At 37.1% G+C, this 24,448-nt stretch carries 25 protein-coding genes, 1 pseudogene, 1 riboswitch and 2 other annotated features; of the genes and pseudogenes, 11 read left to right on the plus strand and 15 right to left on the minus strand.

Annotated features, from left to right (window positions below; genetic code table 11):
- Nucleotides 1-200: 200 nt before the first annotated feature.
- Nucleotides 201-1,595: an APC family permease gene (locus LMC10_RS08445; RefSeq protein WP_229269521.1), complete on the plus strand. Its 1,395-nt coding sequence runs from the start codon at nt 201-203 to the stop codon at nt 1,593-1,595.
- Between the two features lie 64 nt (nt 1,596-1,659).
- On the opposite strand, the gene LMC10_RS08450 is transcribed toward LMC10_RS08445, so the two are convergent.
- Nucleotides 1,660-2,616 carry a ketopantoate reductase family protein gene (locus LMC10_RS08450; protein ID WP_229269522.1) on the minus strand — a complete coding sequence of 319 codons (957 nt, stop codon included), beginning with the start codon at nt 2,614-2,616 and terminating at the stop codon, nt 1,660-1,662.
- A gap of 55 nt (nt 2,617-2,671) precedes the next feature.
- Nucleotides 2,672-2,907: a binding site (T-box leader), on the minus strand.
- A gap of 131 nt (nt 2,908-3,038) precedes the next feature.
- Between LMC10_RS08450 and LMC10_RS08455 the strand changes: the two genes are divergently transcribed.
- The 3 genes from LMC10_RS08455 (at nt 3,039) to LMC10_RS08465 (ending at nt 5,310) form a co-directional block, all read left to right on the plus strand.
- Nucleotides 3,039-3,251, plus strand: a complete 213-nt coding sequence (locus LMC10_RS08455; RefSeq protein ID WP_372238763.1) for a helix-turn-helix transcriptional regulator — start codon at nt 3,039-3,041, stop codon at nt 3,249-3,251.
- Nucleotides 3,251-3,778: a DUF3278 domain-containing protein gene (locus tag LMC10_RS08460; RefSeq protein WP_153702736.1), complete on the plus strand. Its 528-nt coding sequence runs from the start codon at nt 3,251-3,253 to the stop codon at nt 3,776-3,778. Before LMC10_RS08455 ends, LMC10_RS08460 begins: the two co-directional genes overlap by 1 nt.
- A 395-nt stretch (nt 3,779-4,173) precedes the next feature.
- Nucleotides 4,174-5,310: a 5-methyltetrahydropteroyltriglutamate--homocysteine S-methyltransferase gene (locus LMC10_RS08465; protein ID WP_229269523.1), complete on the plus strand. Its 1,137-nt coding sequence runs from the start codon at nt 4,174-4,176 to the stop codon at nt 5,308-5,310.
- A 189-nt stretch (nt 5,311-5,499) separates the two neighbouring features.
- Here LMC10_RS08465 and LMC10_RS08470 read toward each other — a convergent pair whose 3' ends face one another.
- From LMC10_RS08470 to LMC10_RS08495, 6 genes are all read right to left on the minus strand, one after another.
- Nucleotides 5,500-5,745, minus strand: coding sequence for a cytochrome b5 domain-containing protein (locus tag LMC10_RS08470; RefSeq protein WP_020843418.1), 246 nt, complete (start codon nt 5,743-5,745; stop codon nt 5,500-5,502).
- An 11-nt stretch (nt 5,746-5,756) separates the two neighbouring features.
- Nucleotides 5,757-5,975 (minus strand): cytochrome b5-like heme/steroid binding domain-containing protein, encoded by a 219-nt coding sequence (locus tag LMC10_RS08475; RefSeq protein WP_003665104.1) that lies wholly within the window; start codon nt 5,973-5,975, stop codon nt 5,757-5,759.
- A gap of 135 nt (nt 5,976-6,110) precedes the next feature.
- Nucleotides 6,111-6,344 carry a cytochrome b5 domain-containing protein gene (locus LMC10_RS08480; RefSeq protein WP_229269524.1) on the minus strand — a complete coding sequence of 78 codons (234 nt, stop codon included), beginning with the start codon at nt 6,342-6,344 and terminating at the stop codon, nt 6,111-6,113.
- A gap of 128 nt (nt 6,345-6,472) precedes the next feature.
- Nucleotides 6,473-6,910 (minus strand): GNAT family N-acetyltransferase, encoded by a 438-nt coding sequence (locus tag LMC10_RS08485; RefSeq protein WP_229269525.1) that lies wholly within the window; start codon nt 6,908-6,910, stop codon nt 6,473-6,475.
- A gap of 177 nt (nt 6,911-7,087) precedes the next feature.
- The gene (locus LMC10_RS08490; protein ID WP_003670119.1) at nt 7,088-7,744 is read right to left on the minus strand and encodes an NAD(P)H-binding protein; all 657 of its coding nucleotides are present in this window, start codon (nt 7,742-7,744) and stop codon (nt 7,088-7,090) included.
- Nucleotides 7,745-7,872: 128 nt separating this feature from the next.
- Nucleotides 7,873-8,184, minus strand: coding sequence for a winged helix-turn-helix transcriptional regulator (locus tag LMC10_RS08495; protein WP_229269526.1), 312 nt, complete (start codon nt 8,182-8,184; stop codon nt 7,873-7,875).
- A gap of 97 nt (nt 8,185-8,281) precedes the next feature.
- On the opposite strand from LMC10_RS08495, the gene LMC10_RS08500 reads away from it, so the two are divergent.
- Together LMC10_RS08500 and LMC10_RS08505 are read left to right on the plus strand one after the other, a co-directional pair.
- Nucleotides 8,282-8,884: a nitroreductase family protein gene (locus tag LMC10_RS08500; RefSeq protein WP_229269527.1), complete on the plus strand. Its 603-nt coding sequence runs from the start codon at nt 8,282-8,284 to the stop codon at nt 8,882-8,884.
- A gap of 66 nt (nt 8,885-8,950) precedes the next feature.
- On the plus strand, nt 8,951-9,403 hold the full coding sequence (locus tag LMC10_RS08505) for a winged helix-turn-helix transcriptional regulator (RefSeq protein ID WP_229269528.1): 453 nt from the start codon (nt 8,951-8,953) through the stop codon (nt 9,401-9,403).
- On the opposite strand, the gene LMC10_RS08510 is transcribed toward LMC10_RS08505, so the two are convergent.
- From LMC10_RS08510 to LMC10_RS08520, 3 genes and pseudogenes are all read right to left on the minus strand, one after another.
- On the minus strand, nt 9,396-10,709 hold the full coding sequence (locus LMC10_RS08510) for a hypothetical protein (protein WP_229269529.1): 1,314 nt from the start codon (nt 10,707-10,709) through the stop codon (nt 9,396-9,398). The genes LMC10_RS08505 and LMC10_RS08510 overlap by 8 nt on opposite strands.
- A gap of 11 nt (nt 10,710-10,720) precedes the next feature.
- Nucleotides 10,721-11,905: pseudogene (locus LMC10_RS08515) on the minus strand (MFS transporter); the annotation flags it as partial.
- A 140-nt stretch (nt 11,906-12,045) separates the two neighbouring features.
- Nucleotides 12,046-13,368, minus strand: coding sequence for a C1 family peptidase (locus LMC10_RS08520; RefSeq protein WP_229269531.1), 1,323 nt, complete (start codon nt 13,366-13,368; stop codon nt 12,046-12,048).
- A 207-nt stretch (nt 13,369-13,575) separates the two neighbouring features.
- Between LMC10_RS08520 and LMC10_RS08525 the strand changes: the two genes are divergently transcribed.
- On the plus strand, nt 13,576-14,217 hold the full coding sequence (locus LMC10_RS08525; protein WP_228341157.1) for an SDR family oxidoreductase: 642 nt from the start codon (nt 13,576-13,578) through the stop codon (nt 14,215-14,217).
- A gap of 145 nt (nt 14,218-14,362) precedes the next feature.
- A complete protein-coding gene (locus LMC10_RS08530; RefSeq protein ID WP_229269532.1) occupies nt 14,363-16,894 on the plus strand; it encodes a M1 family metallopeptidase in 2,532 nt (843 codons plus the stop codon).
- Between the two features lie 60 nt (nt 16,895-16,954).
- On the opposite strand, the gene LMC10_RS08535 is transcribed toward LMC10_RS08530, so the two are convergent.
- Nucleotides 16,955-17,407 (minus strand): Rrf2 family transcriptional regulator, encoded by a 453-nt coding sequence (locus LMC10_RS08535; RefSeq protein WP_216578137.1) that lies wholly within the window; start codon nt 17,405-17,407, stop codon nt 16,955-16,957.
- Nucleotides 17,408-17,585: 178 nt separating this feature from the next.
- A riboswitch (THF riboswitch) is annotated at nt 17,586-17,684 on the plus strand.
- 54 nt (nt 17,685-17,738) lie between these two features.
- Between LMC10_RS08535 and LMC10_RS08540 the strand changes: the two genes are divergently transcribed.
- From LMC10_RS08540 to asnS, 3 genes are all read left to right on the plus strand, one after another.
- Entirely contained in the window at nt 17,739-18,299 is a 561-nt protein-coding gene (locus tag LMC10_RS08540) for a folate family ECF transporter S component (protein WP_144841413.1), read from the plus strand.
- A 59-nt stretch (nt 18,300-18,358) separates the two neighbouring features.
- Nucleotides 18,359-18,611, plus strand: a binding site (T-box leader).
- 64 nt (nt 18,612-18,675) lie between these two features.
- Entirely contained in the window at nt 18,676-19,686 is a 1,011-nt protein-coding gene (asnA, locus tag LMC10_RS08545; protein ID WP_229269533.1) for an aspartate--ammonia ligase, read from the plus strand.
- 19 nt (nt 19,687-19,705) lie between these two features.
- Nucleotides 19,706-21,004: an asparagine--tRNA ligase gene (gene asnS / locus LMC10_RS08550; RefSeq protein ID WP_003665123.1), complete on the plus strand. Its 1,299-nt coding sequence runs from the start codon at nt 19,706-19,708 to the stop codon at nt 21,002-21,004.
- A 183-nt stretch (nt 21,005-21,187) separates the two neighbouring features.
- Here the strand turns inward: asnS and LMC10_RS08555 are convergent, their stop codons facing one another.
- The 4 genes from LMC10_RS08555 to LMC10_RS08570 all read right to left on the minus strand — a co-directional run bounded on the left by LMC10_RS08555 (nt 21,188) and on the right by LMC10_RS08570 (nt 24,388).
- Nucleotides 21,188-21,880, minus strand: a complete 693-nt coding sequence (locus LMC10_RS08555) for an EAL domain-containing protein (protein ID WP_229269534.1) — start codon at nt 21,878-21,880, stop codon at nt 21,188-21,190.
- 15 nt (nt 21,881-21,895) lie between these two features.
- A complete protein-coding gene (locus LMC10_RS08560) occupies nt 21,896-23,059 on the minus strand; it encodes a GGDEF domain-containing protein (protein ID WP_229269535.1) in 1,164 nt (387 codons plus the stop codon).
- A gap of 184 nt (nt 23,060-23,243) precedes the next feature.
- On the minus strand, nt 23,244-23,915 hold the full coding sequence (locus tag LMC10_RS08565; RefSeq protein ID WP_229269536.1) for a type 1 glutamine amidotransferase: 672 nt from the start codon (nt 23,913-23,915) through the stop codon (nt 23,244-23,246).
- Between the two features lie 101 nt (nt 23,916-24,016).
- Nucleotides 24,017-24,388, minus strand: a complete 372-nt coding sequence (locus tag LMC10_RS08570) for a HesB/YadR/YfhF family protein (RefSeq protein ID WP_324294041.1) — start codon at nt 24,386-24,388, stop codon at nt 24,017-24,019.
- Between the last annotated feature and the right edge of the window lie 60 nt (nt 24,389-24,448).

Genomic DNA, 24,448 nt, shown 5'->3' on the forward strand with positions numbered 1-24,448 from the left:
TAGCTATTTTAAAATAAATTATTGTTAATAACTAGTTTTGAAAGAAATTATCAAAAGTCATTCTCATCGTAAGCACTAAAATTTGTATGATAGAACGGTTAACCCCTATTGGTAGACCGTGGATTGCCAATAAGTTTTAAAGTGAAATTTGATTCACAGTAATTTTTAATGTAAAATTAAGTTTCAGTTTTCAGTATTTTATGAAAGGAATCATAATCATGCAAAATCAGTTACCCAAGGGAAAAGAGCATGAGAAAACTCTCGGCCTCTTCGACCTTTCTATTCTAGGTATTGGCGCAATCATCGGAACTGGAATTTTAGTTTTAACTGGAATTGTCGCCGCGGAAGATTCAGGCCCCGCAATTGTTTTCTCTTTTCTGATTGCTGCTCTTGCTAGTGGTTTAATTGGTCTCTGTTATTCAGAATTGACCACTAGTTTGCCTAATTCAGGAAGTGCCTTTTACTACGCGTGGGTTTCAATTGGTAAATTTATGGCGTTTCTTGCTGGATGGACGCTGATTGGGGTCTATGTTACTACTACCGCTACAGTAGCCAATGGGTGGACCGGATACGTGCAATCATTCCTTGAAGTTCTTGGAGTTAATTTACCGCATAAATTACTGGTCACTCCTGCAGCTGGTGGTTATGTAAATCTCCCTGCTGTCTTGATGATCCTTTTTATGACGATTATTCTGACACGGGGAACTAGTGAAAGTAAACTTGTTAACAACTTCTTGGTTGGTGTCAAAATCTTTATTATTGTTCTATTTATCGTTGTTAGTGCTCAACATATCAATCCAGCTAACTGGCACCCATTTTTACCATATGGATACAAAGGAATTTTCACAGGAGCATCTGCTGTCTTCTTCTCCTTCCTTGGATTTGATGCATTAGCTACTTCTGCTGAAGATGCTAAAGACGTTGATAAGAATATTCCCCGGGCAATAATTTTATGTTTAGTCATTTCAACGGCCCTCTATATTTTAGTTAGTCTTGTTATGACGGGAGTTCTAAGCTATAAAGATTTGAATGTCTCTGAAGCTATGTCATATGTTCTTTTAGCTAAAGATCATAAATACGTGGCTGAGATTGTTTCGCTTGGTGCTGTTTTAGGAATTATGGCTGTTGTCTTCGCATTCATCTATGCTGGCTCAAATATCATGAAGTCAATGAGTCGAAGTGCTTTTCTTCCTCAAGGCCTCGCTAAAGTTAATGACAAAACTCAAAGTCCTAATCGTGCTATTTGGTTAGTCGGACTTCTTGCAGCTGTCCTAGCTGGAGAATTCGATCTCCATTATCTTGCATTAATCGCCAACATTGGATCATTGGTTGTTTTTGCTTTGATTTCGCTTATCGTAATTATCTTACGGTACCGTTATCCAGAATTAAAACGACCATTTAAGGTACCTTTTGGCAACGTTATTCCTGTTCTATCAGTATTGATCTGTATTGTTTTATTAGTAAGCATCTCACTCAATGCTTGGTTAACATACTTATTATGGCTGGTAGTTGGATTAGGCGTTTACTTCTGCTATTCTCTTCGGCATGCCAACGAATTTAACTTCCAAGATGAAAGTGATATCCCAGGCAATTAAAATTTATTTCTAAATTATGATAGACCTCTACATTGATCCAGAATGTTAGAGGTCTATTTTAATATTATTTAACACTTCGATTTTGACGAGTCGTTTCCGCTAAATGGACTAAATTAGTAACAAAATTATGGGTTTTGGCTTCATAATTATATTGGCGACCCAGCTTAACAAAGTAACCATTGATATAATCAACTTCTACTGGACGATTATGACTCATATCTTGGTACATTGAAGGATAATGATGCGGACAACCAACTTTAGAGACATAATTTACACTTTCTAGCTCTTCTGCTCGCGTATTAACCAATTGTACCCCTGCACGTTCACAGACATCATATGCTTCATCGATTAATTGCCGAGATAGTTCATCAGCCTTATCAAACGCCGCATATTCACCCATTGTAATTTCAAACATAGTACAAAGGGTATTAACAACTGAATTAAAGACTACTTTTGCCATCAACGTTCCCATAAAATCATCTTTAAGGGATGGATTAAAGTTTGCTTTTTTGAGTTCTGCCATTAACGCTTGTGTCTTCTCATCAGGCTTTTCAGTATAATTTGCCCAATTAGTCGTTCCCATCCCTCGTTCGCCAACAAATTCAACTTCACCAGGTTTAGTTAAGATAGTTGCTACTAAGGCAGTTCCAGCAACTACTTTTTCTTCGGGGAAATATTTCAATAATTTTTCAACATGTCCCATTCCATTCATCGCTGTCATCGCATATTGATCCTTCAAGAAATGTTTACAACGTTTTAACATATCATCTAACTGCATTTGTTTTAATTCAAAGAAAACAAAATCAGCATCTGTAGCATTGTATTCTTCAGGTGTATAAACATTAACGGGAACAAGGTGTCTATTTTTATGCTCGCGAGTTACATAAACTCCTCCTTGTTCTTTCATCTTGTTGTAATGTGGTAACCATCCTTCAACAAAATCAACTTCATTACCTGCTTCTTGTAATAGAACACCAAACCGTAATCCCATTGCACCTGCACCAACGACTGTAAATTTCATAATTCTCTCTCCTTTTTATGACTATAAAAAAGCGTCCTTAGATTAAACAACTTAACCTAAGGACGCTTTTTGCGTGGTACCACCTTAATTTGCCAATAATTCGCATTATTAGCCTCAAATGTTCAATGTTTCCATTAAACACGTCAGCTATAATGGGCTGATCCCACCATTAATTACTAATTTCATCATGGCACTCAAAGTGATTTTCATTATAAGCAGGTTATCCTTTTCCATCAACCAAGGACTCTCTGCTAATCCACTCATAATTACTCTTCTTTTCAACGTGTTTTTTATAATCATATTTTAATTTTTATCTAATTTAATACTTTAGGTTGTAAATGTCAAGATTTATTTTTTGTCATGTATACTTAACATTTATTTGATGTATAAATAGAATATTAAATATAAGATGTCTTATATACATGACAAAAGGAGGGGGAAGATTGAATAATGTTAGGAAGTATCGAAAACAGCAAAAATTATCTCAGTTGGAACTTGCCAAAGAAATCGGAGTCGCACGGCAAACAATAAATTTAATCGAAAATGATAAATATAATCCAACTCTTGGTCTTTGCTTAAACTTGGCACATGCGCTTCATACTGACCTTAACTCTTTATTTTGGGAGGAATCATAATGAAAGAATCAATCGGTACAAAAATATTTAAACAATTCTATAATATCTCTGGCCCAATCGACGAATACAAAAGAACTCAGGCAAACACTATCGGTAATACGGTCGCCATTATGCTTTATTGGTTTAACATTGCCATCTCTCTCCTTACAATAATAATTGGTGTTGTAACAAAAAATTATTTATTGGCATTTTTTATACTTAGTGGTACGATTCTCATTTTTACTATATTCATTGCTGGTAGTTATGTTATGTATGCAGGTCACAAATATCACCTTGCAGATCAAGAAGTAGAGAAAGGTGATCTTCATGCTGCCTACCGAAATATTATTTTCAAAAGTTTAAAAATTGGTATCTTAGGGGCAATCTTTGCATATTTTCTTAATGCTTTTGTTTTATATCTCTATTTCGGAAATTTTATTCTTCAACTAAGCGATCCTAGTAATATTGTTGCATGTATTACATGTGGTGTTACGGTCACATCCCTATTACTCATTGTTTACTACCTTCGAATAAAAAAAGTAAAATAGTTTCTTGACATTCATATTTCATCCGCGTATTATAATGACAAATAAATGAGAAACAGCTTAGAAAAGATGAGTAATCTTAGAATCTTATTACAGAGAATCACGGTTGATGAGAGGTGACATAAGAGATTGAGACGAAGATGGTCTTGGAGCTTCACGAATTACGAGTATTTTATATAAGTAGTTCACGATTGACGACCGATAAAACGTCTGGGTATAGCTTCCATCAGTGTACCTATTGAGGATAGTATTGTGAGATGCTATCAAATTAGGGTGGTAACACGTTAATTAACTATTGATTAATCAACGTCCCTAGGAAAAGTAGAAATATTTTTCCTAGGGGCTTTTTTATTGCTTCAATTCTTGAACCCATCACAAATAGAAAGGATCGATTTACTATGACTGAATTCACTACACGTACTACATCACCATTTCGTTATGACATCGTTGGAAGCTTCCTTCGTCCTCAAGAGCTAAAAGAAGCTCGCGCAAAATTTGCAAACGGCGAAATAACACAAGCAGACTTAACAGCTGTTGAAGATAAAGCAATTATTAATTTGATTAAACAAGAAGAAGCTGCTGGCCTAAAAGCAGTTACTGACGGTGAATTCCGGCGTAGTTACTGGCATTTAGATTTCTTCTGGGGATTGCAAGGAGTTAAGCATGTTAACCTAGAGCACGGTTACTTTTTCCATGACGAAGAAACCCGAAATGATTCTGCTCAAATTAGCGGAAAAATCTCCGGCGAAAACCATCCCTTTGTCGAACATTTCAAATTTACCCAAGCTCATACTTCTGATGGCGTTCAAGTTAAACAAACCATTCCTGCGCCAGCACAATTTTTAGAAGAATTTCTTCGTCCCGAAAATCAAGCTAATGCTAAAAAATTTTATCCCAACCAAGAAGATTTAGATCATGACGTTGCCGCTGCTTATCATCAAGTGATTGAAAATCTTTATGCTGCTGGTTGTCGCACTCTTCAACTAGATGACTGTACATGGGGAATTTCTGTTAACGCCTTTGCTAACCTAAAGAAAAAAGATCCCAATGCTGATGTATCTCAACTTGAGGCCCTTCAAAAGCGATTCTTAAAAGTAAATAATGAGGCAATTGCTAATTTACCTGCCGACTTAACAATTAATACCCACGTTTGCCGCGGAAACTATCACTCAACATGGGCTGCTGCCGGTGGTTATGGACCAGTTGCCGACACACTATTTGTTAAGGAAAATGTCAATGCCTTCTATCTCGAATACGATAGTGAACGTGCTGGCGGATTTGAACCACTTAGCAAAGTTCCTGATGATAAATATGTTATTCTTGGTTTAATTACTTCAAAATCAGGTGAACTTGAAGATAAGGCAGCAATTATCAAACGAATCCATGAAGCTGCGCAATTCCATCCATTAGATAAGCTCTGTCTTAGTCCTCAATGTGGCTTTGCATCAACTGAAGAAGGAAACATTTTAACAGAAGAACAACAATGGAAGAAGGTTGCACTTGTTAAAGAAATTGCTACAGAAGTTTGGGGATAATTTCAAATGAATAATGGGAGCGAGACAGAAGTCACTTGTGACTTCGTTTTTCGACGCGAAGCTAGCCTCTGGGAGCCCCCGCAAGCAACAATAGGCCTCTAGCGTTCGGTTTTGCCGGATGTTAGAGGCCATTGTTGTACTGCGTATTTGCTTTTTATGAAAGTAACTTAACTTATGTCACAGTCCCATTTATTCTTCTCCCACTAAAGTTCCCACCTTGGGTAGATTTGCCAATACGCGGTCTTTATGCGGAGAAACCTTATACAGTGCATCCGTTAAATCATAACCAGCTTGATATCCATGATGAATCCCATTTTTCCAAGCAGGACTATGAGTCACATCGTAAACAATTCCATCAATTGCAATATATGCAGCTGTTCCATTCTGTCCATTATATTTGCGCAACTCATCTCTGGTAAATGTTTGATTTGCCATCCAACTACTCCTTAATCAGCTAATTTTCCGACAACTGTTAGTTTTTTTAGAATTTCATCTTTCTCTTTTGAACGACCAAAAACGACTTCCATTAACTCTTTTATGCTGATTCCTTTTTTAGGAGCATCTGTAATGTCATAAACTAACCCATCAATTGCCATGTAATGTGGCTTTTCGCCATCCCCATTATATTTAGCTAATTCATCTCGTGTAAATTTTTTCTCAGCCATGAGTTGTTCCTCCTAAAGTCCATTATTATTTTAAATATAACACTATTATTTAATAAATAAACTAAAAGCACTCCAGTGACTAAAAAAGCAACAAGTTAATTTTATAAAAAAAGACTAAGATAAACCCAGTCTTTCTTACACTAATTGTCCTACTAACGGTAATTTGGCCAACACCCGGTCTTTATGCGGAGAGTAATTAAACAGGACATCTGTCAAATCCAATCCTGCCTTATTTCCATGATGGGTGCCATCTTGCCACGCAGGAATATGAGTTACATCATAGACACGATTATTAATTGCTACATAAGCTGGATTCCCGTTTTTCCCATCATATTTTTTCAATTCTTCTCTTGTAAATGTCTTTGCCATAATATTCCGCCTCCTTATTTGATAGTGTCAATTCAATACCCTCACTATATCATGGAAGCGCACACAAAAAATTAATAATTGCCTCACTTTAACGCAAAATTACTACTCTATTAGTATTTTCTTCACAATTAATCTAATATCATATCTAAGTGCGGAATATTATCTTCAAGGTAAACATCTGAAATCGGCTTAAATCCAAACGATGCGTAAAACTCTTTAAGATATGCTTGAGCTTGAATTTGAATTGTCTTATTTGGGAAAAGACGCTTAGTTTCATCGATCGTTGCCTGAACTAGCTGACGTCCGTATTCATGTCCACGAAATTGTTTTAAAACTAATACGCGGCCAAAAGTCGCATGAGAGCTGTCCTTAGCCATAATTCGCGTATAACCTACTAAGTCTCCCTGGTCATCCTTCATCATTAAATGGTGAGCTTGATAATCCTGTTCATCGATTTCTTGATAAGGACATTCTTGCTCAACAACAAATACTTTTATCCGTTCTTCTGCTAATCTACACCATTCTTGAGCTGTCATTTCGTTTAATGTTTTTACTTCAACATTCATATTAAAACCTCCTAAAAAATAAAAGAGTACTAACCAACTTCTTCATGTCATTTAGACAGGCCCTAGTAGAAGATGGCTAGTACTCTTAATGTCTTTAATCCGGGGACTAAAGACGAGTCGTTATTAAATTATTCGGATTCAGTATACAATGAATTAATCTATCTTGCAATTAGCAATTTAATACCAGGCAGGTTTATCCCCGTCTGTATTTGGTTTATTCACACCAAAGTTTTTTCGTGCATATGGTGCCGGATCATCAATAATTTTTGCTACAAAATTACCAATCGACTTTCGCGAGACCTCGGTACCTTTAAATGGTTCTCCTTTTGCAGTCGTTTCGTAATCTACTTCATCCTTATCTGTTAACCATGCTGGTCGAATGATTGTGTAATCAAGGGTTGAATTTTCAATTACATCAGCAGCACTACGATAAGTTCCTAAATAACTATCTTTCTGGCCGCCACCTAACATTTCATTATTCCACTCACCAAATTTACCTGGAACTTCATCATAGATTCCAATCGAAGAAATCCAGACTAATGGCTTTACAGCATATTTTTCCATCAAGCTAACAATATTTTTAGCTTGTTGCGTAATTTCAGGATTTCGTAGATTAGCATAAACTACATCTGCTCGTTCAATCGCTGGCTCTAAATCACCAATATTTAGGACATCCCCTTTAATAACTGTTTCGCGATTTTCATCGACAACATTCATATTTTGTGGATGCCGAGTAAATAGTAATAATTCATCATTACCATTTGCTAATAATGCATCAATTGCGTGTCCAGCAATTTTTCCCGTTGCACCCAGAATCAAAACTTCCCTTGCCATTATTTCTACCTCCTCATAAATTCTACTTTTAGTATACAATTCTCTGTACCAATTAAAAGTAAGTACATACAAGTAAGGTAGTTACATTCAGGTAAGATATGATTGATGGACAAGTAATCGGCAAAATTTTATTTTTTATTATATTTTTTGCCCCACTGGTTAATTGACCTAATTATTGGTACCAAACTTTTCCCTACTTCCGTCAATGAATACTCAGTTTTAGGCGGCACTGTCGAATAAACACGCTTTTGTATAATATTTGCTTCCTCTAAGTCTTTTAGTTGAAGGGCTAACATTCTCTTGGAACAATCGGGAATTAATTTTTGCAGCTCTGAAAAACGACAGGGCTCATATTCACTAATTTGATATATAATTACGCTTTTCCACTTTCCGTTTATTAACTTAAGCGTATTCTCAATCGGACAATCTTTTTCGACCATTTTTTCTCCTTTCTCTGGTGAAATAAAATTCACTTCTTGTATATTTTTGTTTTTCAGTTACTATTAGTAAGTAAATAAATGTACGGGAGTGATTATTATGAATTCACAATTTAATAGTTTAGCTGCAAATCGTCGTTCAATCTATGCGCTTGGTGATAATCTTTCACAAACACCAGAAGAAATTTTTGACTTAGTGAAGCAAACAATCAAAAACTCACCAACTGCTTTTAATAGTCAAACAGTACGAGCAGTCGTATTATTTGGCAAGTCATCAGATAAAGTATGGGAAATCGTTGAGGATGCTTTACGCAAAATCGCTAAGAGTCCAGATGCTTTTGAACAAACAAAGGCAAAAATTGATAGTTTCAAAGCAGGCTATGGAACGATCCTCTACTTTACCGACACTACAATTGTGCATCAATTAGAGAATGATTATCCATCATATGCAGCTAATTTTGCAAACTGGGCTGAACAAGGCCTCGGTGGTGCTCAACAAGCCGTTTGGACAGCACTCGCAGAACAAGGAATCGGTGCCAGTCTTCAACATTATAACCCATTGATTGATGATGCAATTCATCAAGCATTTAATCTTCCAGCTGATTGGCAATTGCGTGCTGAAATGCCATTTGGTTCAATTGAGGCACCAGCTGGAGAAAAAGCTCATCTTGATGACGAAGAGATGTTCAAATTAATCAAGTAAACTTATTATTCTTCATCCTCTTTAACGGTATATAATTATTGTAAACACGTTAAAGGAGGAATTTTAATGGAACGGCAACCTAAAATGTATAATACTGGAGCAGACTATGCTTTAGCAATCATCGGTGGTAAATGGAAGTCCGTTATCCTTTATCTCTTAGCTGGTCATCCCCGACGAACAAGTGAACTAGTTAAGCAGCTAGGCACCTCATATAAAGTCTTGAGTGACCAGCTTCGTGAAATGATAGATGCCGGCCTCGTTACCCGTAAAAGTTTCAATACAATTCCTCCGCACGTTGAATATCGCTTAACTCCTGAGGGTGAAAATCTTTATGCTGCCCTTCGTTATTTAAATTACTGGGGTGAAAACAGAGCAAAACAAACTGGTGACATTAAAATCATGTGTACTGACGAAATGAAGCAGGTCGGCGATGATGGTCTGTGTGTCATCACTAAAAAACATCTTAATCATTGGCGTCAAGAAATTGTAAAAAGCAAGGACAAAGATATTTCTATCTAAGTTCTTGCTTTTTTGTGTTCTTTAATCTAAACGCCAATGCCATTATAAATATAATCATGTAACCCGCAAGAATAAGATGGGTATTCATGATTATTGAAAAGCTTTGAATACTTGTTTTCCCTACTGAAAAAGCACCAAAAATTTTATTCATTCCCATTGTTCCAGCGAAAATAAATAAGCTTCCCCACATTACTAATTGGGAAATTATCCCCGCGATCGATGCATAGTAATAATTAACGATCGAAGAAATACTATAATTATGGGTTGCTTTCTCGTAGTCATCAATTGCTGTTTTACGTTCTGCACCGGCAAAGCTACGGATAATAAATACGCCAATAAAATATGTCGGTAACCAAAATGTTAAGAGAATTCCAATTGTTAGCATCACTAAGTTAATTTGGTAATCCTTAAATTGGAATAAACGGTCAGTTTGTTTTACCAATAATCCTCCAAAGACGAAAGCAAATAAGTAAGCAACAATTGTCCAAGAATACATTTTTGTGCCATATAAAATGCCAATAAAAACGGTACTATACAAAGTCCAATATTGACCACAAGCACCATAAAGCATTATTCGTTGCCGTAAATGATTTGGATAATGAAGTAATCGCCGATGGTTTACAAGTAAAGCAAGGATCATCGTAATGAGGAAGATTAATAAAAGAACAGTTCCCCATTCAAGTGGTTTCCCAAAGCCTAAACTTCTACCTAATCGCAACAGTAACATCGCACCAAGCAAAATTAATGCTAGTAGGTAATTAGCCCAATGTAGATGAACTGGCAACGAGCAAATTGCGTGGGGCGTTTTCCAAATTGATCCCATTGCACCAAAAGTAATGATTAGCATTAAAGCAAAACTAATCATTGGCTTCTTTATCCACACAATTATTCCAACACCGATCAAAACTATAATAACTTGAAAAAGTGGTTTAAGATGATCCTGTTTAGGCAACAGTCCTTGTTTCATTAATCGCCTTCGCTGACTTATTGCGGTTGGGAATAATTGAGAAGCAATCCCTGCACCTACACCTGACAAATCCCAGAAGATTGGTTGAAATCCACCAAACATCCCTAAAAAGTAACCAATAATTCCACTATAAAGACCAATCCAGGCCAGTCGTTGATAATCGTATTCTAAATCACGACAAAACAATAAAATCGTATGCCGAAAAGCATAAAAAATGGCGAAAGGTAAGGCACCAACAAAGATATCAGACTGTTCTTTAGTAAGAGAAATATACAGCAAAAAAGGCATTAAATTTAATAATAAACTACAGACACCAGTCAACTTTTCTAATTTTTTCATTTTTATTACCTCTAATGCTGGTCAATTGCACTATTCAGTTTCTTTCGATTTACTAGAAAAATAATAATAACTAACGGGATAATAAATAGCATTACGGGATAAAAATATTTCACAGGTAACGTACTATCAATAATTCCCCCGATGATTGGTCCAAGCGTCATTCCAATATCAAGACCGAGAAAGAATGTCGAACTTGCTAACCCTCGTTCATTATCTGGAGCTAGCATCATTGCTGTTGACTGACAAACGGAATAAATAATACCATAGCCAAATGCCATTCCAGCAGCTGCCAGTGCCATTTCAATGTTATTTTTCATAATACTTAACATAATAAGATAAAAGATTGTTGCAACCGTGCTTAAAATCAACCATGGCTCAAAACGGACAGTATCAAATTGGGTCCGTAAGAATAACCGGCTAAGTAAAAGAACGACAGCATATATTAAGAAATAAGCGCCGACAGCAATAGATAAGTGCCGTTGTTCAGCATATTCAACAATATCTGCCTGCGTTGCAAAATATGGGATAGCAAATAGAGCTGTTAAAAGGGCAACCGGGATAGCATCTCGCTGAATGATTTTAATATGGAAACCACTTTGTTTTACAGAGTGTGCTACCGGTTGGGCACGATTACTGACAAACTGAATTGTGACAACAACCAGTAAAGCCGATAATGCTGAAATCACCATTGCAGCTCGATAACCAATAATTCGATATAAGTTAATTGATACAGCGGGGGCACATGCCATTGCCAAAGCGTTCATCAGTCCATAAAAGCTCATTGCTTCGCCAACATGATTAAAGGGGACCAAATATGATAGCCATGTTGTCATACAAACCGTACATAACACAAATCCTAACCCGTTAATCAAACGACATATTAACAGGAAAGTGCTATTAGGCGTTAACACATAACCTGCAACCCCAATAAAGCACAATAATCCACCCCAAAAAGCTAATGAATATTTCGAAAAACGGTCAGTCAGATTACCAGCAATTGGTCGCAAAAACATTGAAACAATACTCATCATTCCGACGATTATTCCCGCAAAAGCACTTGATGCTCCCAAATTCTGAGCATAACCGTTAATCAATGGGTTACAGTACATATTACTAAACATAAAAAAGAATGAGGCTGCCATTACGAGCACAACATCCTTTGTAAAAATCGATTTTTCCTTCGCCATCAATTCCCCTGCTTCCTTTGCATGATTTCAATTAAATTCTAATTACTATCATACAACTATTTGGGAAAGTTAAATGATTTCCCAGGAAATAAATAAAGAGATTGGGTGTTGTTTCCCAACCTCTCTGTGTGTACTTCACTATTTATATTTTACTGCAAAGAATCCCAAGCTGGTAGAATAACGGGTTCACTGTCAGCTACTTTCTTTACTCGATCGCTAAGGTACTTCTTATTAATAACAGCTTCATAAGTATACTCTTCAAACCAATCTTGGGTCATTACAAAGTATCCGTTATCACCATTATCTTTACCCCAACTGTTTTCAATCTTCCATCGTGTAGGTTGATCATTTACCATGTCAAAGCCTGTTAATGTCATTGCATGAGAAACAACGGCTTGCTTAGTTTCCAAACGATGCTTCTTATCCATTACAAAGTCAACATCAAGCAATTCCTCTCGATGATATAATTTTGCATCCATCAAACCTCGCTTACGGTCCATTTGTTGAAGAACATCATTCCCAACCCAAACTGTTTCACCAGCTTGCAATTGTTTGATGGCTCCTTCTTGTAGTTCTGCAAAAGGAACATTAACAAATTTAATTGGCAAACCATCAACCACACTATCTTGAGCTGGCATTAAATAACTCCGATCCATTTTATGATCAGGAGCGTTAGTAACTACAACATAGTCACTTAAGTTTGTATCAAAGTATTTATGATAGAACTTTAATGGCGTTAAGCCAAGAACTTGGTGGAACTTTTTATCATCATCCCGATATTCAAGATCAAATTTTGCAGGCGGTTCACCAAATGAATAAGCTGCAATCTTATAAACGTCACCCATCATTCGTTCTTGTGCTTCCTGTAATTCCGCTGCACTGGCATTCGTTTGCACCATTGCCCGTAATTCAATTGCATCTTTGCGCATTAAACTATCAAATACTTCGGCCACATCTGAAGTATCCTTCGTATTATGTGTGTCAGGCATTACATATTCTGGAACAACACCATATTTTTCGATAATAGAAGCAGCATTCGCCCATTGTCCACCATCATTTAATGCGAAACTAAGATAGAAATCAACGGTTCGATCATGCAAAGGCTTATCAGCAGTTGCAATAATCTTTTGGAAAAACATATTTGCCCGCTCAATTCGGTCCCAGAAAAACAGATAATTTTGTGACAATTCAAAGTCCTTGAACTTATATTTTGTTGCAAACTTATGACGCAATGTATTCAAGGCCGCAAAAGACCAGCAACGCCCACTATGACGCTGGTTGGTTGGCTTCCCTGTCTTAATTTCATAAGAAAATGCTCGATGAAGACGTTCACTTGCCGCTGGATCTTCACTCGCAGCTTTAATTCCATTTTTTTGTATTGCCCGGGCAATAATTTCTGCATCTTTACGTGAATGAAATTCTTTCTTTAATTTTTCAACCATTTTTGAGGTTAAATCGTGTTCTTCAGTCACAATAAATCCCTTCTTTGCCTAAAATTCTAAAATGACTTATACACTATTAATGATACCGCATTTTAGGCAAAATTATTGAATTAAAGCTTTGATTCATCATTATCCTTTACCGCTTACAAAAAATTAGTTAAAATTATATGTAATAGGTCACTTTTAATTATAAATTGGATAAACTGCGTTAAAATTCATCTAGGAGGTCGATTAGTTATGAAGAAAGTATTTGTTGTCGGCGGTTCAGGCCGTGTCGCTACTGACTTAATTAAAGATTTAGTTGCTACTGGTAATGAAGTTACAGCTGGTGCTCGCCATCCAGAAAAAGTTATTAAATTAAACCACGTTACTGCTGTAGAATTGAACCTACATGATAGCGTTGAAAAAATCGCTGAATTAATGAAAGGCATGAATGCAGTTTACTTTGTTGCCGGATCACGTGGCAAAGATTTACTGCAAACTGATGCGATGGGGGCAGTTAAAACAATGCAAGCTGCCGAAAAAGACGGCATTAAACGTTACATTATGTTAAGTTCGCTCTATGCCTTACAACCTGAAATGTGGTCAAAAGTTCCATCATTAGCTTCAATCATGGACTACAATATTGCCAAGTTCTTCGCTGATAATTATCTTATTTCAAATACGAACCTTGACTACACTATCCTTCAACCCGCTAACTTAACTGAAGAACCTGGTACCGGTAAAATTCAAATTGGTGAAGGCTCTGCAACCTCTAATCCGATTCCAGATGTTGCCCAGACTTTAGCCGATATCTTACAACACGATAATACAATCGGTCATGTTATCATGATGCGGAGTGGCGATACGCCGATTGAAGAAGCACTGGATCAAATTTAATTTTTTACAGATTGTAGATCAGTCAAAACAAGATATGGCTGATCTACAACTTTTTTCTATTCCAAAATCAGGTAATAGTTTAGCTAATTCTTCTCATCAGCCGTATAATAAACATTAAAAACAAATTAAGAAGGGAATCTTTTACATGGCAAAACTCGAACGCTTTTATAATACTTTCCAACCTGACCATTATGATGTTTTTATCGATATTAATCGAGCAAAGAAAACCATTAATGGAAAAACAACTATCACTGGTAACGCGACTGATCCTCAAATTGCAATTAATCAAAAGAATTTGCAGATCACTAGCGTTCAAGCAGACGGTCAAGAATTAGACTTTAAGATTGATAATGATGCCGAGGCAGTTCGGATTACCCTTCCGCAAACTGGTAAAGTAACTTTTACTGTAACTTATAATACTAAGTTAACCGATTCAATGATGGGAATTTATCCATCATACTATGAGGTTGATGGGGAGAAAAAGCAAATTATTGGAACTCAATTTGAAACAACTTTTGCGCGGCAAGCTTTCCCCTGTGTCGATGAACCAGAGGCTAAAGCTACCTTCAGTCTAGCAATTAAATTTGATGAGCATCCTGGTGAAACCATTATCGCTAATATGCCAGAAGATCATGTTGAAAATGGTATCCACTACTTTGAACCAACTGTGCAGATGTCCACTTATCTTGTTGCCTTTGCATTTGGGGAACTCCAAAGTAAAATTACTGAGACAAAGGGCGGCGTTAAAGTAGGGGTATTCGCAACGAAAGCGCACCAACCAAAGGAACTTGATTTTGCATTAGACATTGCCAAACGAGCAATCGAATTTTACGAGGATTTCTATCAAACTCCGTACCCCCTTCCCCATTCATGGCAGTTAGCTTTACCTGATTTCTCTGCCGGTGCAATGGAAAACTGGGGATTGGTAACCTACCGTGAAGCTTACTTATTACTTGATCCAGACAATACTTCCCTTGAAATGAAACAATTAGTTGCAACTGTTATCACACACGAACTAGCTCACCAGTGGTTTGGTGACCTTGTGACAATGAAGTGGTGGGATGACTTATGGCTCAATGAAAGCTTTGCTAATATGATGGAATATGTTGCTGTTGATGCTCTCCAGCCTGACTGGCACATTTGGGAACTTTTCCAAACCTCGGAAGCGCCAATGGCATTACAACGGGATGCAACTGATGGTGTTCAATCCGTTCATGTTGATGTTAACAATCCGGCCGAAATTGATGCCTTATTCGATGGTGCGATTGTCTATGCCAAGGGATCGCGAATGTTAGTAATGGTCCGGGCACTTTTAGGTGACAAAGCGTTACGAGAAGGTCTAAAGAATTATTTTGCTGCTCATAAATACAGTAATGCAACTGGAGCTGACTTATGGAAAGCTCTTGGCGATGCATCAGGGCTTAATATTGGAAAGATCATGAATTCATGGCTTGAACAACCCGGTTATCCTGTTGTAACAGCAAAAATTAACGATGATGGCGATTTAGTACTGTCACAAAAGCAATTCTTCATTGGTGACGGTAAAGATGTTGATCGGCAATGGCAAATCCCGCTTAATAGTAACTATGATGAGGCTCCACAAATTATGGCTGAACAAGAACTCAACCTTGGGGATTATCAAGCATTACGTGATAAAAATGATCAACCATTCCGACTAAATCTCGGTAACAATTCACACTTCATCGTAAAATATGACGATACGCTACTAAACGACATTTTAGATCACGCTGATGACTTAGACCCAATCGCCCAGCGCCAACTTCTTCAGGATCTGCGGCTGCTTGCCCAAGGACAACAAGTATCTTATGCGTCATTAATCCCATTATTAAAGCAATTTAAAGATAGTCCTTCAGCAATTGTTAACGCTGAACTATACCAAATAGCTAATAGCCTTAAAATGTTTGCTAAGCCTGATTCTCCTGCTGAACAAGAACTACGACAATTCTTTGATTTATTAAGTAAGGACCAAGTAAAGCGGCTTGGTTGGCTACCTAAAGATGGTGAAAGCAATGACGATCAATTAACGCGTCCTTACATTCTTAGTGCTTCACTATTTGCACGCAATAATGATTCAATTACTCAAGCTCATCAAATCTTCACCGAAAATCAAACTAAATTGGAGTCCCTTTCGGCGGATATTCGTGGGTTGGTTCTTAAAAATGAAGTTCAGAACTTCGGGAATACTGAATTATTCGATAAATTAATCAAAGCTTACCAACAAACGGCGGACGCAAGCTTTAAACAAGACTTGAGAATGGCAATACCAAATACAACCGATCCAGCATTAATCGCAAAAGTTGTTAGTTACTTTGAAGATGCTAACATCATTAAGCCACAAGATTTACGAGCATGGTATCGTGGCCTTCTTGCCAATAAAGCAAGTCAACAAGCTGCCTGGAATTGGCTTCGTGATGAATGGCAATGGTTAAATGACACAGTTGGTGGCGATATGGAATTTGCTACCTTTATCACTGTCACTGCCGGCGTTTTCCATACTCCTGAACGATTGAACGAATTTAAAGACTTCTTTGAGCCTAAACTTAATACACCAGGTTTAACCCGGGAAATTAAAATGGACATTAGTGTAATTGAAAGCAAAGTCAATTTAATTAACAAAGAGCAAACGGCTGTTAATGATGCAATTGCGCAACAATAATTAACTGTAAAGCCCTATAAAAAACGCAACTAAGGATTTTTCCTCAGTTGCGTTTTTATTTTAAATCTGCTTCTTTAATAAATCTAACTTTGTACTTTGGCGTTGTAGAATATCGTCGATTACATCTGCTAATGAAATTTGCTTCATCTCATTAAAAGCTGCTGCTTGAATCTGATCATAATACTTTTCTAATGACGCCTGAATATTTCCACCAACAATACACTTCAAATTAGTTTTGGGATCAACATGAAGTAAATCATGATCCATATTTATTGCCTGGTAGATATCAAACAGGTTAATCTCTCGTGGATTTTTAGCTAATCGCGGTTCAGCAGCCCCCTTTCTAGTTACGATCAAACCAGCAGTCCTCAAATCTGACATTAATTGACGAACAACACTCGGATTCGACTCAATACTATCAGCAATCGCTTTACTAGATAAGTCACCATCCTGATAAATGTGCAAATAGCTTAATAAGTGAACAGCATCACTTAGTTTATATGAATATTTCATACTCCTATTTTATCTTGTTGTTTTATAACATTCAAGTGCTATAGTATTAATTTATAGTTTTCACTTTTAATAACTACGCTTGTTAAATAATTTTAATTCTAGCAAAACAAAGACATGATAAAAATAAAATCACATGTTTGACCTTGATTAATAAATATATTTAGCATATATTACTACTGTTGGGGTAGGAATCTCAGAGTTATTGTCTAACGGAACGGAATGTGAACGTTAGAAGGAGGCTTATAACTAGCTGCTTTGTTATTCCGCATTCACCATGAACGGAAACGTCAATGTGTTCCCTAACAAAATTTTCAAAAGGGAGTGGATTGATATGTCTACGTTATCATTTGCCGGACCGCGTTTTACTACAAAGAATTTAACTTTAGCTGCTATGTTGGTCGCACTGCAGGTAATCTTAAATAAACTTTCAATTGGAGATCCAGCGGTTTTAAAATTTAGTTTCGGTTTTATTGCCACTGCGCTTATTGGCTATTGCCTTGGTCCATGGATTGGTGGATGGTCAATGGTCGTATCTGATATCATAAGTAATACTATTTTAAATTCAGGAAGCTTATTCTTTCCTGGCTTTACCCTCTCAGCATTTATCGCTGGTGTAATTGCAGGAATGTTCCTATACCAACAACGGATAAGCTGGCAACGAATTTTAATATATGAGTTTTTCCAAATTCTTCTTACTAATGTTATCGGCACAACTTTATGGCTTTACCTTATGAGCTTAAGTTCCAGCAGTAGCAGTCATACTTTCATGGCACTCCTTTTCATTCGTTTGCCAAAAGAGTTGATCATGTGGCCGATTGAAACCTTGCTTGTACTAGTTATACTGCGGCAATTATCACGATTAAATTTAGTTGCAAAAAAGAGTGAAAAATAAATTTATTTAAAAAAGTATTGCATTTTAAATGAATTAGGTTAAAATACAATTAACAAAATAAAAAAGCGATGAGAAAGAAGAGTAACTAGTTGTATTCGTTCAGTGAACTGATGATAGTGAGAAATCAGTCGACCCTATGCTAGTGAATAACACTTTCGCGAGTGCTGCCAACCCAAATAAGTTTACTTAAAGTAGGCTTGGCCGGATCCGGACCGTTACCTCACCGGCAGAGCATGATGTGCTCTTGAGGAGGCCTAGTTTTATACTAGACAATTTGGGTGGTACCGCGGAAAAAAGCCTTTCGTCCCTTAACTACAAGGGGAACGAAGGGCTTTTTTAATTCATTCCTAAATCTATTATTTAAGGAGTGTCTATTATGGACTTAACTATTCCAAAGGATTACGATCCACGTCTTTCAATCAGAGAAACTGAAGCTGCTATTCGTTATATTCGTGAAACTTTCCAAGACGAATTTGGTAAAGAACTAAACCTTCAACGGATGTCTGCCCCAATGTTTGTTGAAAAGAGTACTGGATTAAACGATAACTTAAACGGTGTTGAACAACCAGTGTCGTTTGAAATGAAGGATATGCCAAGCGAAACTGTTGAAATTGTCCATTCTCTCGCTAAGTGGAAACGTCTTGCTCTTAAGCGGTACGGTTTTGGTATGCATGAAGGTCTCTACACCAACATGAACGCCATTCGTAAGGAAGAAGACCTCGATAACTTCCACTCAATTTATGTTGACCAGTGGGACTGGGAAAAGATTATTAGCAAGGATGAACGAACAGAAGAAACTTTAAAGGATACAGTTCGTGATATTTTCAAAGTGATTAAGCATATGGAACACGAAGTTTGGTACAAGTTCCCGCAAGCTGTTTACCATTTACCAGATGAGATTCACTTTGTTACAACGCAAGAGCTTGAAGATCAGTGGCCAGACCTCACCCCACTTGAACGGGAAGATAAAATTGCTAAAGAACTTGGTGCTGTCTTTGTAATGAAGATCGGTGATAAGTTGCAACGCAGTGGTAAGCCTCACGATGGTCGAGCACCTGACTACGATGACTGGAGCTTAAACGGTGATATTATTTTCTGGTATGAACCTCTTCAACGCCGGATCGAAATTTCAAGTATGGGAATTCGGGTTAGTCCAGAATCAATGAAATACCAACTTGAACAAGCCGATGCAACTGATCGTGAAAAATTACCATTCCATAAAATGTTGCTCAATGGCGAATTACCATATACAATTGGTGGAGGAATTGGTCAATCTCGTCTCTGTATGCTCCTTCTTGGCAAAGCTCATATTGGAGAAGTACAGGCAAGTATTTGGCCAAAAGATATGATTAAGAAGTGTGAAGAAAACCATATTCAAATTCTATAATTTAAGGGAGAGTATAAAAGTGGAAACTATTACAATTAGTGAAGCACCTAAACATGTTGGGGAAACGGTTAAGATTGGTGTTTGGTTAACTGATAAGCGTTCAAGCGGTAAGATTGCATTCTTGCAACTCCGTGACGGAACTGGATTTTTCCAAGGAATCATCCGTAAAAATGATGTTTCTGAAGAAAAATTTGATTCTGCTAAGCATGATTTACACCAAGAAACCAGTTTTTGGGTAACCGGTGAAATCGCTGAAGACAAGCGTTCAAAGTTTGGTTATGAAATTCACATCAAAGACTTTGACATTGTTGGCGAAAGTGAAGATTACCCGATCGGTAACAAGGAACATGGAATTGATTTCTTGCTTGATAACCGTCATTTATGGTTACGTTCTCGCAAGCCGTGGGCATTAATGCGGATTCGAAGTCGTGTTAAGCTTGCGACAATGGAATTCTTCGAAAAGCATGGATTTACTCAATTTGATGCTCCAGAACTAACTGGAAGTGCTCCTGAAGGGACAACAGAATTATTTGAAACTGACTACTTTGATCGTTCTGCTTTCCTTTCACAATCTGGTCAATTATACGCAGAAGCTGGCGCCATGGCATTAGGCCGCGTCTACACGATGGGTCCTACTTTCCGTGCTGAAAAGTCAAAGACTCGTCGTCACTTAATGGAATTCTGGATGATCGAACCAGAAATGGCTTGGATGCACCAAGATGAAAGTCTTAAGATTCAAGAACAATACATTGCTTACTTGGTTCAAGACTTAATTGACCACTGTGCACGCGAACTTGAAATGGTAGGGCGTAGTGTAGAAAGTTTGAAGCCGTTCACTGAATTACCATATCCACGGATCACTTATAAGGAAGCCATTGAAATGCTTCAAAAGGGTGGCTTTGATGTAGAATACGGTGCGGACTTTGGTTCACCAGAAGAAACCTACTTGGCGGATCAATTCCAAAAGCCAGTCTTTATCTTGAACTACCCTAAAGAAATCAAGGCTTTCTACATGCCTGAAGATCCTGAAGATTCCCGCCAAGTTATCTGTGCGGACTTGCTTGCTCCAGAAGGCTACGGTGAAATCATTGGTGGTTCTGAACGTTCCTACGACTACGAATACATCACAAACAAGCTTGAAGAAAACGGCTTAAGTAAAGAAGATTACGGTTGGTACGACGATTTACGGAAGTACGGTTCAATTCCACACTCTGGATTTGGAATGGGACTTGAACGATTCCTTGCCTGGATTACTCTCCAAGACCACATTCGTGAAAACATTCCATTCCCACGGATGCTTAACCGTTTGAACCCTTAATAACGAAAAAAGGGACTGTGACATAAGTTAAGTTACTTTCATAAAAAGCAAATACGCAGTACAACAATGGCCTCTAACGTCCGATAAAACCGAACGTTAGAGGCCATTGTTGCTTGCGGGGGCTCGAAAACGAAGTCACAAGTGACTTCTGTCTCGCTCCCTTTTTATATGCTTTTTTGGAACTCAATTTACTTTTTCTTCATTATTAAAATATGCTGTTCCTTTTCCCCAGTAAAATCCTTGTTGTAAAATAACTGGATTCCCAGCAAATTTTTTAGCTAATTGCCGATTTGAAATTCCTTCAATAACAAAGGTAAGATGATGTTTTTTGGCAAAAGCTAACCAGGCGTCAACAAAACTTATCATCAGTTCATAATCTTCATCCTTAAAAAGTAATAGCGATAATTTGATTCGACTAACAACCTTTAGCTGTCTCTTAATGAATGCATAGCTATTACTACCCGCACACACATCATCAATCGCCAATTCAAAGCCCATTTCCTTGAGACGTTGGATTTCTCTATCTAAATAATCAAGACTATGAATCGTTTCGCGGCGTTCCGTAATCTCAATGGCCACGTGATCGTGATATGCTTCGCGAATCTCTTCTAAAAATTGCCAAATACTTTCAAATTTCATTTGACATGGTTCTAAATTAATATATATTTTGCGATTTTGTTGCTCGTTTAAAGCATTTTTTAATGATTTACGGCTCGCCTTAATCCATACATCGTTCCCCTCTTGCGTTGTGAGACTATGCAGGAAATCACTCCCTGGAAACTCGCCATTATTATTTCGAATAAGCATTTCATAAGTGTCAATTTCAGCATTCATCGCTTGATCAACACTAAGGATTGGCTGAAATATATTGTACATTTTTATCCCTAACTTTTAATAATTGTTATTTATTTTACGTTCTAAACTAGGCTTTTGGGGACGTTGGTGATGCTGATCAGTAACAATCCATCCCCGGCCATTGTTCTTTACACCATATAACATTTTATCAGCTCGCTTCAGGGTCGTGTCAAGTAATTCATCATTCAAACGATCAGTTAAACTGCATGAAAAGCTAATCGTTAATCTAATTCCTTCTTTAGTAACAATCGATTTATTATTAAAGAATTTTTCAATTGACTGTAGTAATTGATAAACCTCTTCTAGTGAATGGTTAGAAACTACAATAGTGAATTCTTCACCCCCGAAGCGATATACATAACCATGCTTGGGAAATGCGGAATGAATTTGTTCGCGAAAAACTGTTGAGAAATAATTTAATACTTCATTACCAACAAAGTGACCGTATGTATCATTTATCTTCTTAAAGTGATCAATATCTAATGCCCCGATTACGATATTATGGATTTCACTATTATTAGCTAATCGATTAATTTCTTGACTAAGCGCTCGGTAGTTAAGTAACCCTGTCAAATCGTCACGTTCACTTTCTTTTTCAAGAAGTTTTATTTTTTGCTCATTTTTCTTCTCACTATAAAAACGTTGATCTTCAAACATTGCAATAACAAATAATCCTATGGTTGCTGCGGCAACACTTACAGGTGAAAAGCTATGGTTAATCCCCAGCGATACTAACTCAACTATTCCTAGCGATGCAATGGCATAAAAATAACTAATTCTTTTAGAAATGCTACGCCACCGCGTTAAAACCAAACAAATTGTCGTAAAAATAATCGATTCAACGATCCAATACCACCAATCTTTTAGCGGCAAAATCCCCATCAAGTATTCCACGACATTCACAAACAACGGGGTTAGAGCTAATAATGCCCACCATATTTTGTACACTTTATCGCGAAAAAGCATTGTAACAGAAACAACTTGCATGAAAACAACTTGCCCGATATTAAATAAGGACAACTGAAACAAACAAAATTCCTGAATAAAGTAAGTAATTATAATAATGGCTCCTAGCCCCCAACTAGTTAACCGTGAATTCTTATACGAAACCCAATACCGTTCAAAATAAATTTGACTGATAATCATACAAATAACGATGATTGGTAAATAGAGTATCGCGTAAAAAAGTTTAAGCGCCAACTTATTTTCACCTTTTCAAACTTTATTTTTATTAATAGCTTTAAAATTGTACTTCTTATAGTCGAATTAATCTAGTAGACCTTTTATGGTTTGTATTAATCCATCATAAAAAGAGCAAGATTGGATAAAATTTCCAATTTTGCTCTTTTTTAAAATATATTCGTATTAACAATAATTTTGCGCTTTAGCTATTTGCGATAAAATCCAATAACCGATACATAACTCGCTTATTTTCAGCCGGAACGCCATGCTGAATGATTTCTCTTCCAGTTTGGTGGAGATCATTATGGTCTAATGGGTATTGATCATCATTTACAGCAATCTCGCGAACATTATCTGCTGTCGGCTCAAAGTGGAATTGAAGTCCGATTACATTACCGTTCATAACAAAGCCTTGATTTTTAACTAAGTCACTACTAAATAATAAGTCTGCTTGAGTTGGAACTTCAAACATCTCTTCGTGCCAATGTAAAGCAGTTAATTTTGGAGGAATATCAGAAATAAGATCACTTTTTAGATACACCGGCGCCCAACCGACTTCTTTATGTGGTGCCTTTTTTACGGCATAACCGAGTGTCTTAGCAATCTGTTGGGCTCCATAACACGCACCAAAAATTGGCTTATGAGTATCCAATAGTTGCTGAATTAAAACTCGTTCTTGCTTAATCCACGTTAAGTCGTCATTAGGGCTCATGGGACCGCCAAGAATAATCAACATATCAGTCTCGTCAGCAGTCGGTAAGTTACCAAACTGATAAGGATGATAAATATACATCTCGTGTCCGCGATCCTGTGACCATTTTTGAATTGTTCCTGGTCCTTCATTTGGCGTATGTTGCAAAACATTGATTCTCATCGAATATCCTTTCCGTCGACGGCAATGTTGTGCTAGGTATCGCCTGCAAGTACCTAAGATATTATTGTTATAACATCAAATCATAGGCTTAACAATAGTTTTTATTCCCAATATTCTTCATACTTTCGTGATGCCCCAGTTGCAGCATCAACATCTGCTCCACCGTTATCTTCACGCCTAAAAATAAAAACTGGCTCTTCATTCTCTTGCTGATAATCAACAGTAACAACTAGCCCTGAGAAGAACCAGGCATCCGCAAAGTTAACATGGTAATTAATACCATCTTTTTCTATTACGATTGTTGCCTCATCGAGCATCGATTCAGGTTCATATCCCTGCTTAGGACCATGTTTAACATTGTGTGGTTGAATTGTTTTACCATAAAATTTTACTCCATCTCCACTAGCGAGGTTAAATTTTTGTTGGAACCACTTGCTAGCAGCATCAGTAATAATTAATTGCACTTCAATCACCCCTTAGTTTACTATTTCTTTTATTTTACAACCAAGAACCTATATTTGCCTATTTCTGAA

It is taken from the genome of Limosilactobacillus reuteri subsp. simiae (assembly GCF_020784875.1).
In the GTDB taxonomy this organism is placed as follows: Bacteria; Bacillota; Bacilli; order Lactobacillales; family Lactobacillaceae; genus Limosilactobacillus; species Limosilactobacillus reuteri_H.

Bases quoted from the DNA above. Each gene is read 5' to 3' on its own strand.
- LMC10_RS08445 (WP_229269521.1), top strand. From the start codon at position 201: ATGAAAGGAATCATAATCATGCAAAATCAGTTACCCAAGGGAAAAGAG.
- LMC10_RS08450 (WP_229269522.1), bottom strand. From the start codon at position 2,616: ATGAAATTTACAGTCGTTGGTGCAGGTGCAATGGGATTACGGTTTGGT.
- LMC10_RS08455 (WP_372238763.1), top strand. From the start codon at position 3,039: ATGACAAAAGGAGGGGGAAGATTGAATAATGTTAGGAAGTATCGAAAA.
- LMC10_RS08460 (WP_153702736.1), top strand. From the start codon at position 3,251: ATGAAAGAATCAATCGGTACAAAAATATTTAAACAATTCTATAATATC.
- LMC10_RS08465 (WP_229269523.1), top strand. From the start codon at position 4,174: ATGACTGAATTCACTACACGTACTACATCACCATTTCGTTATGACATC.
- LMC10_RS08470 (WP_020843418.1), bottom strand. From the start codon at position 5,745: ATGGCAAATCAAACATTTACCAGAGATGAGTTGCGCAAATATAATGGA.
- LMC10_RS08475 (WP_003665104.1), bottom strand. From the start codon at position 5,975: ATGGCTGAGAAAAAATTTACACGAGATGAATTAGCTAAATATAATGGG.
- LMC10_RS08480 (WP_229269524.1), bottom strand. From the start codon at position 6,344: ATGGCAAAGACATTTACAAGAGAAGAATTGAAAAAATATGATGGGAAA.
- LMC10_RS08485 (WP_229269525.1), bottom strand. From the start codon at position 6,910: ATGAATGTTGAAGTAAAAACATTAAACGAAATGACAGCTCAAGAATGG.
- LMC10_RS08490 (WP_003670119.1), bottom strand. From the start codon at position 7,744: ATGGCAAGGGAAGTTTTGATTCTGGGTGCAACGGGAAAAATTGCTGGA.
- LMC10_RS08495 (WP_229269526.1), bottom strand. From the start codon at position 8,184: ATGGTCGAAAAAGATTGTCCGATTGAGAATACGCTTAAGTTAATAAAC.
- LMC10_RS08500 (WP_229269527.1), top strand. From the start codon at position 8,282: ATGAATTCACAATTTAATAGTTTAGCTGCAAATCGTCGTTCAATCTAT.
- LMC10_RS08505 (WP_229269528.1), top strand. From the start codon at position 8,951: ATGGAACGGCAACCTAAAATGTATAATACTGGAGCAGACTATGCTTTA.
- LMC10_RS08510 (WP_229269529.1), bottom strand. From the start codon at position 10,709: ATGAAAAAATTAGAAAAGTTGACTGGTGTCTGTAGTTTATTATTAAAT.
- LMC10_RS08525 (WP_228341157.1), top strand. From the start codon at position 13,576: ATGAAGAAAGTATTTGTTGTCGGCGGTTCAGGCCGTGTCGCTACTGAC.
- LMC10_RS08530 (WP_229269532.1), top strand. From the start codon at position 14,363: ATGGCAAAACTCGAACGCTTTTATAATACTTTCCAACCTGACCATTAT.
- LMC10_RS08535 (WP_216578137.1), bottom strand. From the start codon at position 17,407: ATGAAATATTCATATAAACTAAGTGATGCTGTTCACTTATTAAGCTAT.
- LMC10_RS08540 (WP_144841413.1), top strand. From the start codon at position 17,739: ATGTCTACGTTATCATTTGCCGGACCGCGTTTTACTACAAAGAATTTA.
- asnA (WP_229269533.1), top strand. From the start codon at position 18,676: ATGGACTTAACTATTCCAAAGGATTACGATCCACGTCTTTCAATCAGA.
- LMC10_RS08555 (WP_229269534.1), bottom strand. From the start codon at position 21,880: ATGTACAATATATTTCAGCCAATCCTTAGTGTTGATCAAGCGATGAAT.
- LMC10_RS08565 (WP_229269536.1), bottom strand. From the start codon at position 23,915: ATGAGAATCAATGTTTTGCAACATACGCCAAATGAAGGACCAGGAACA.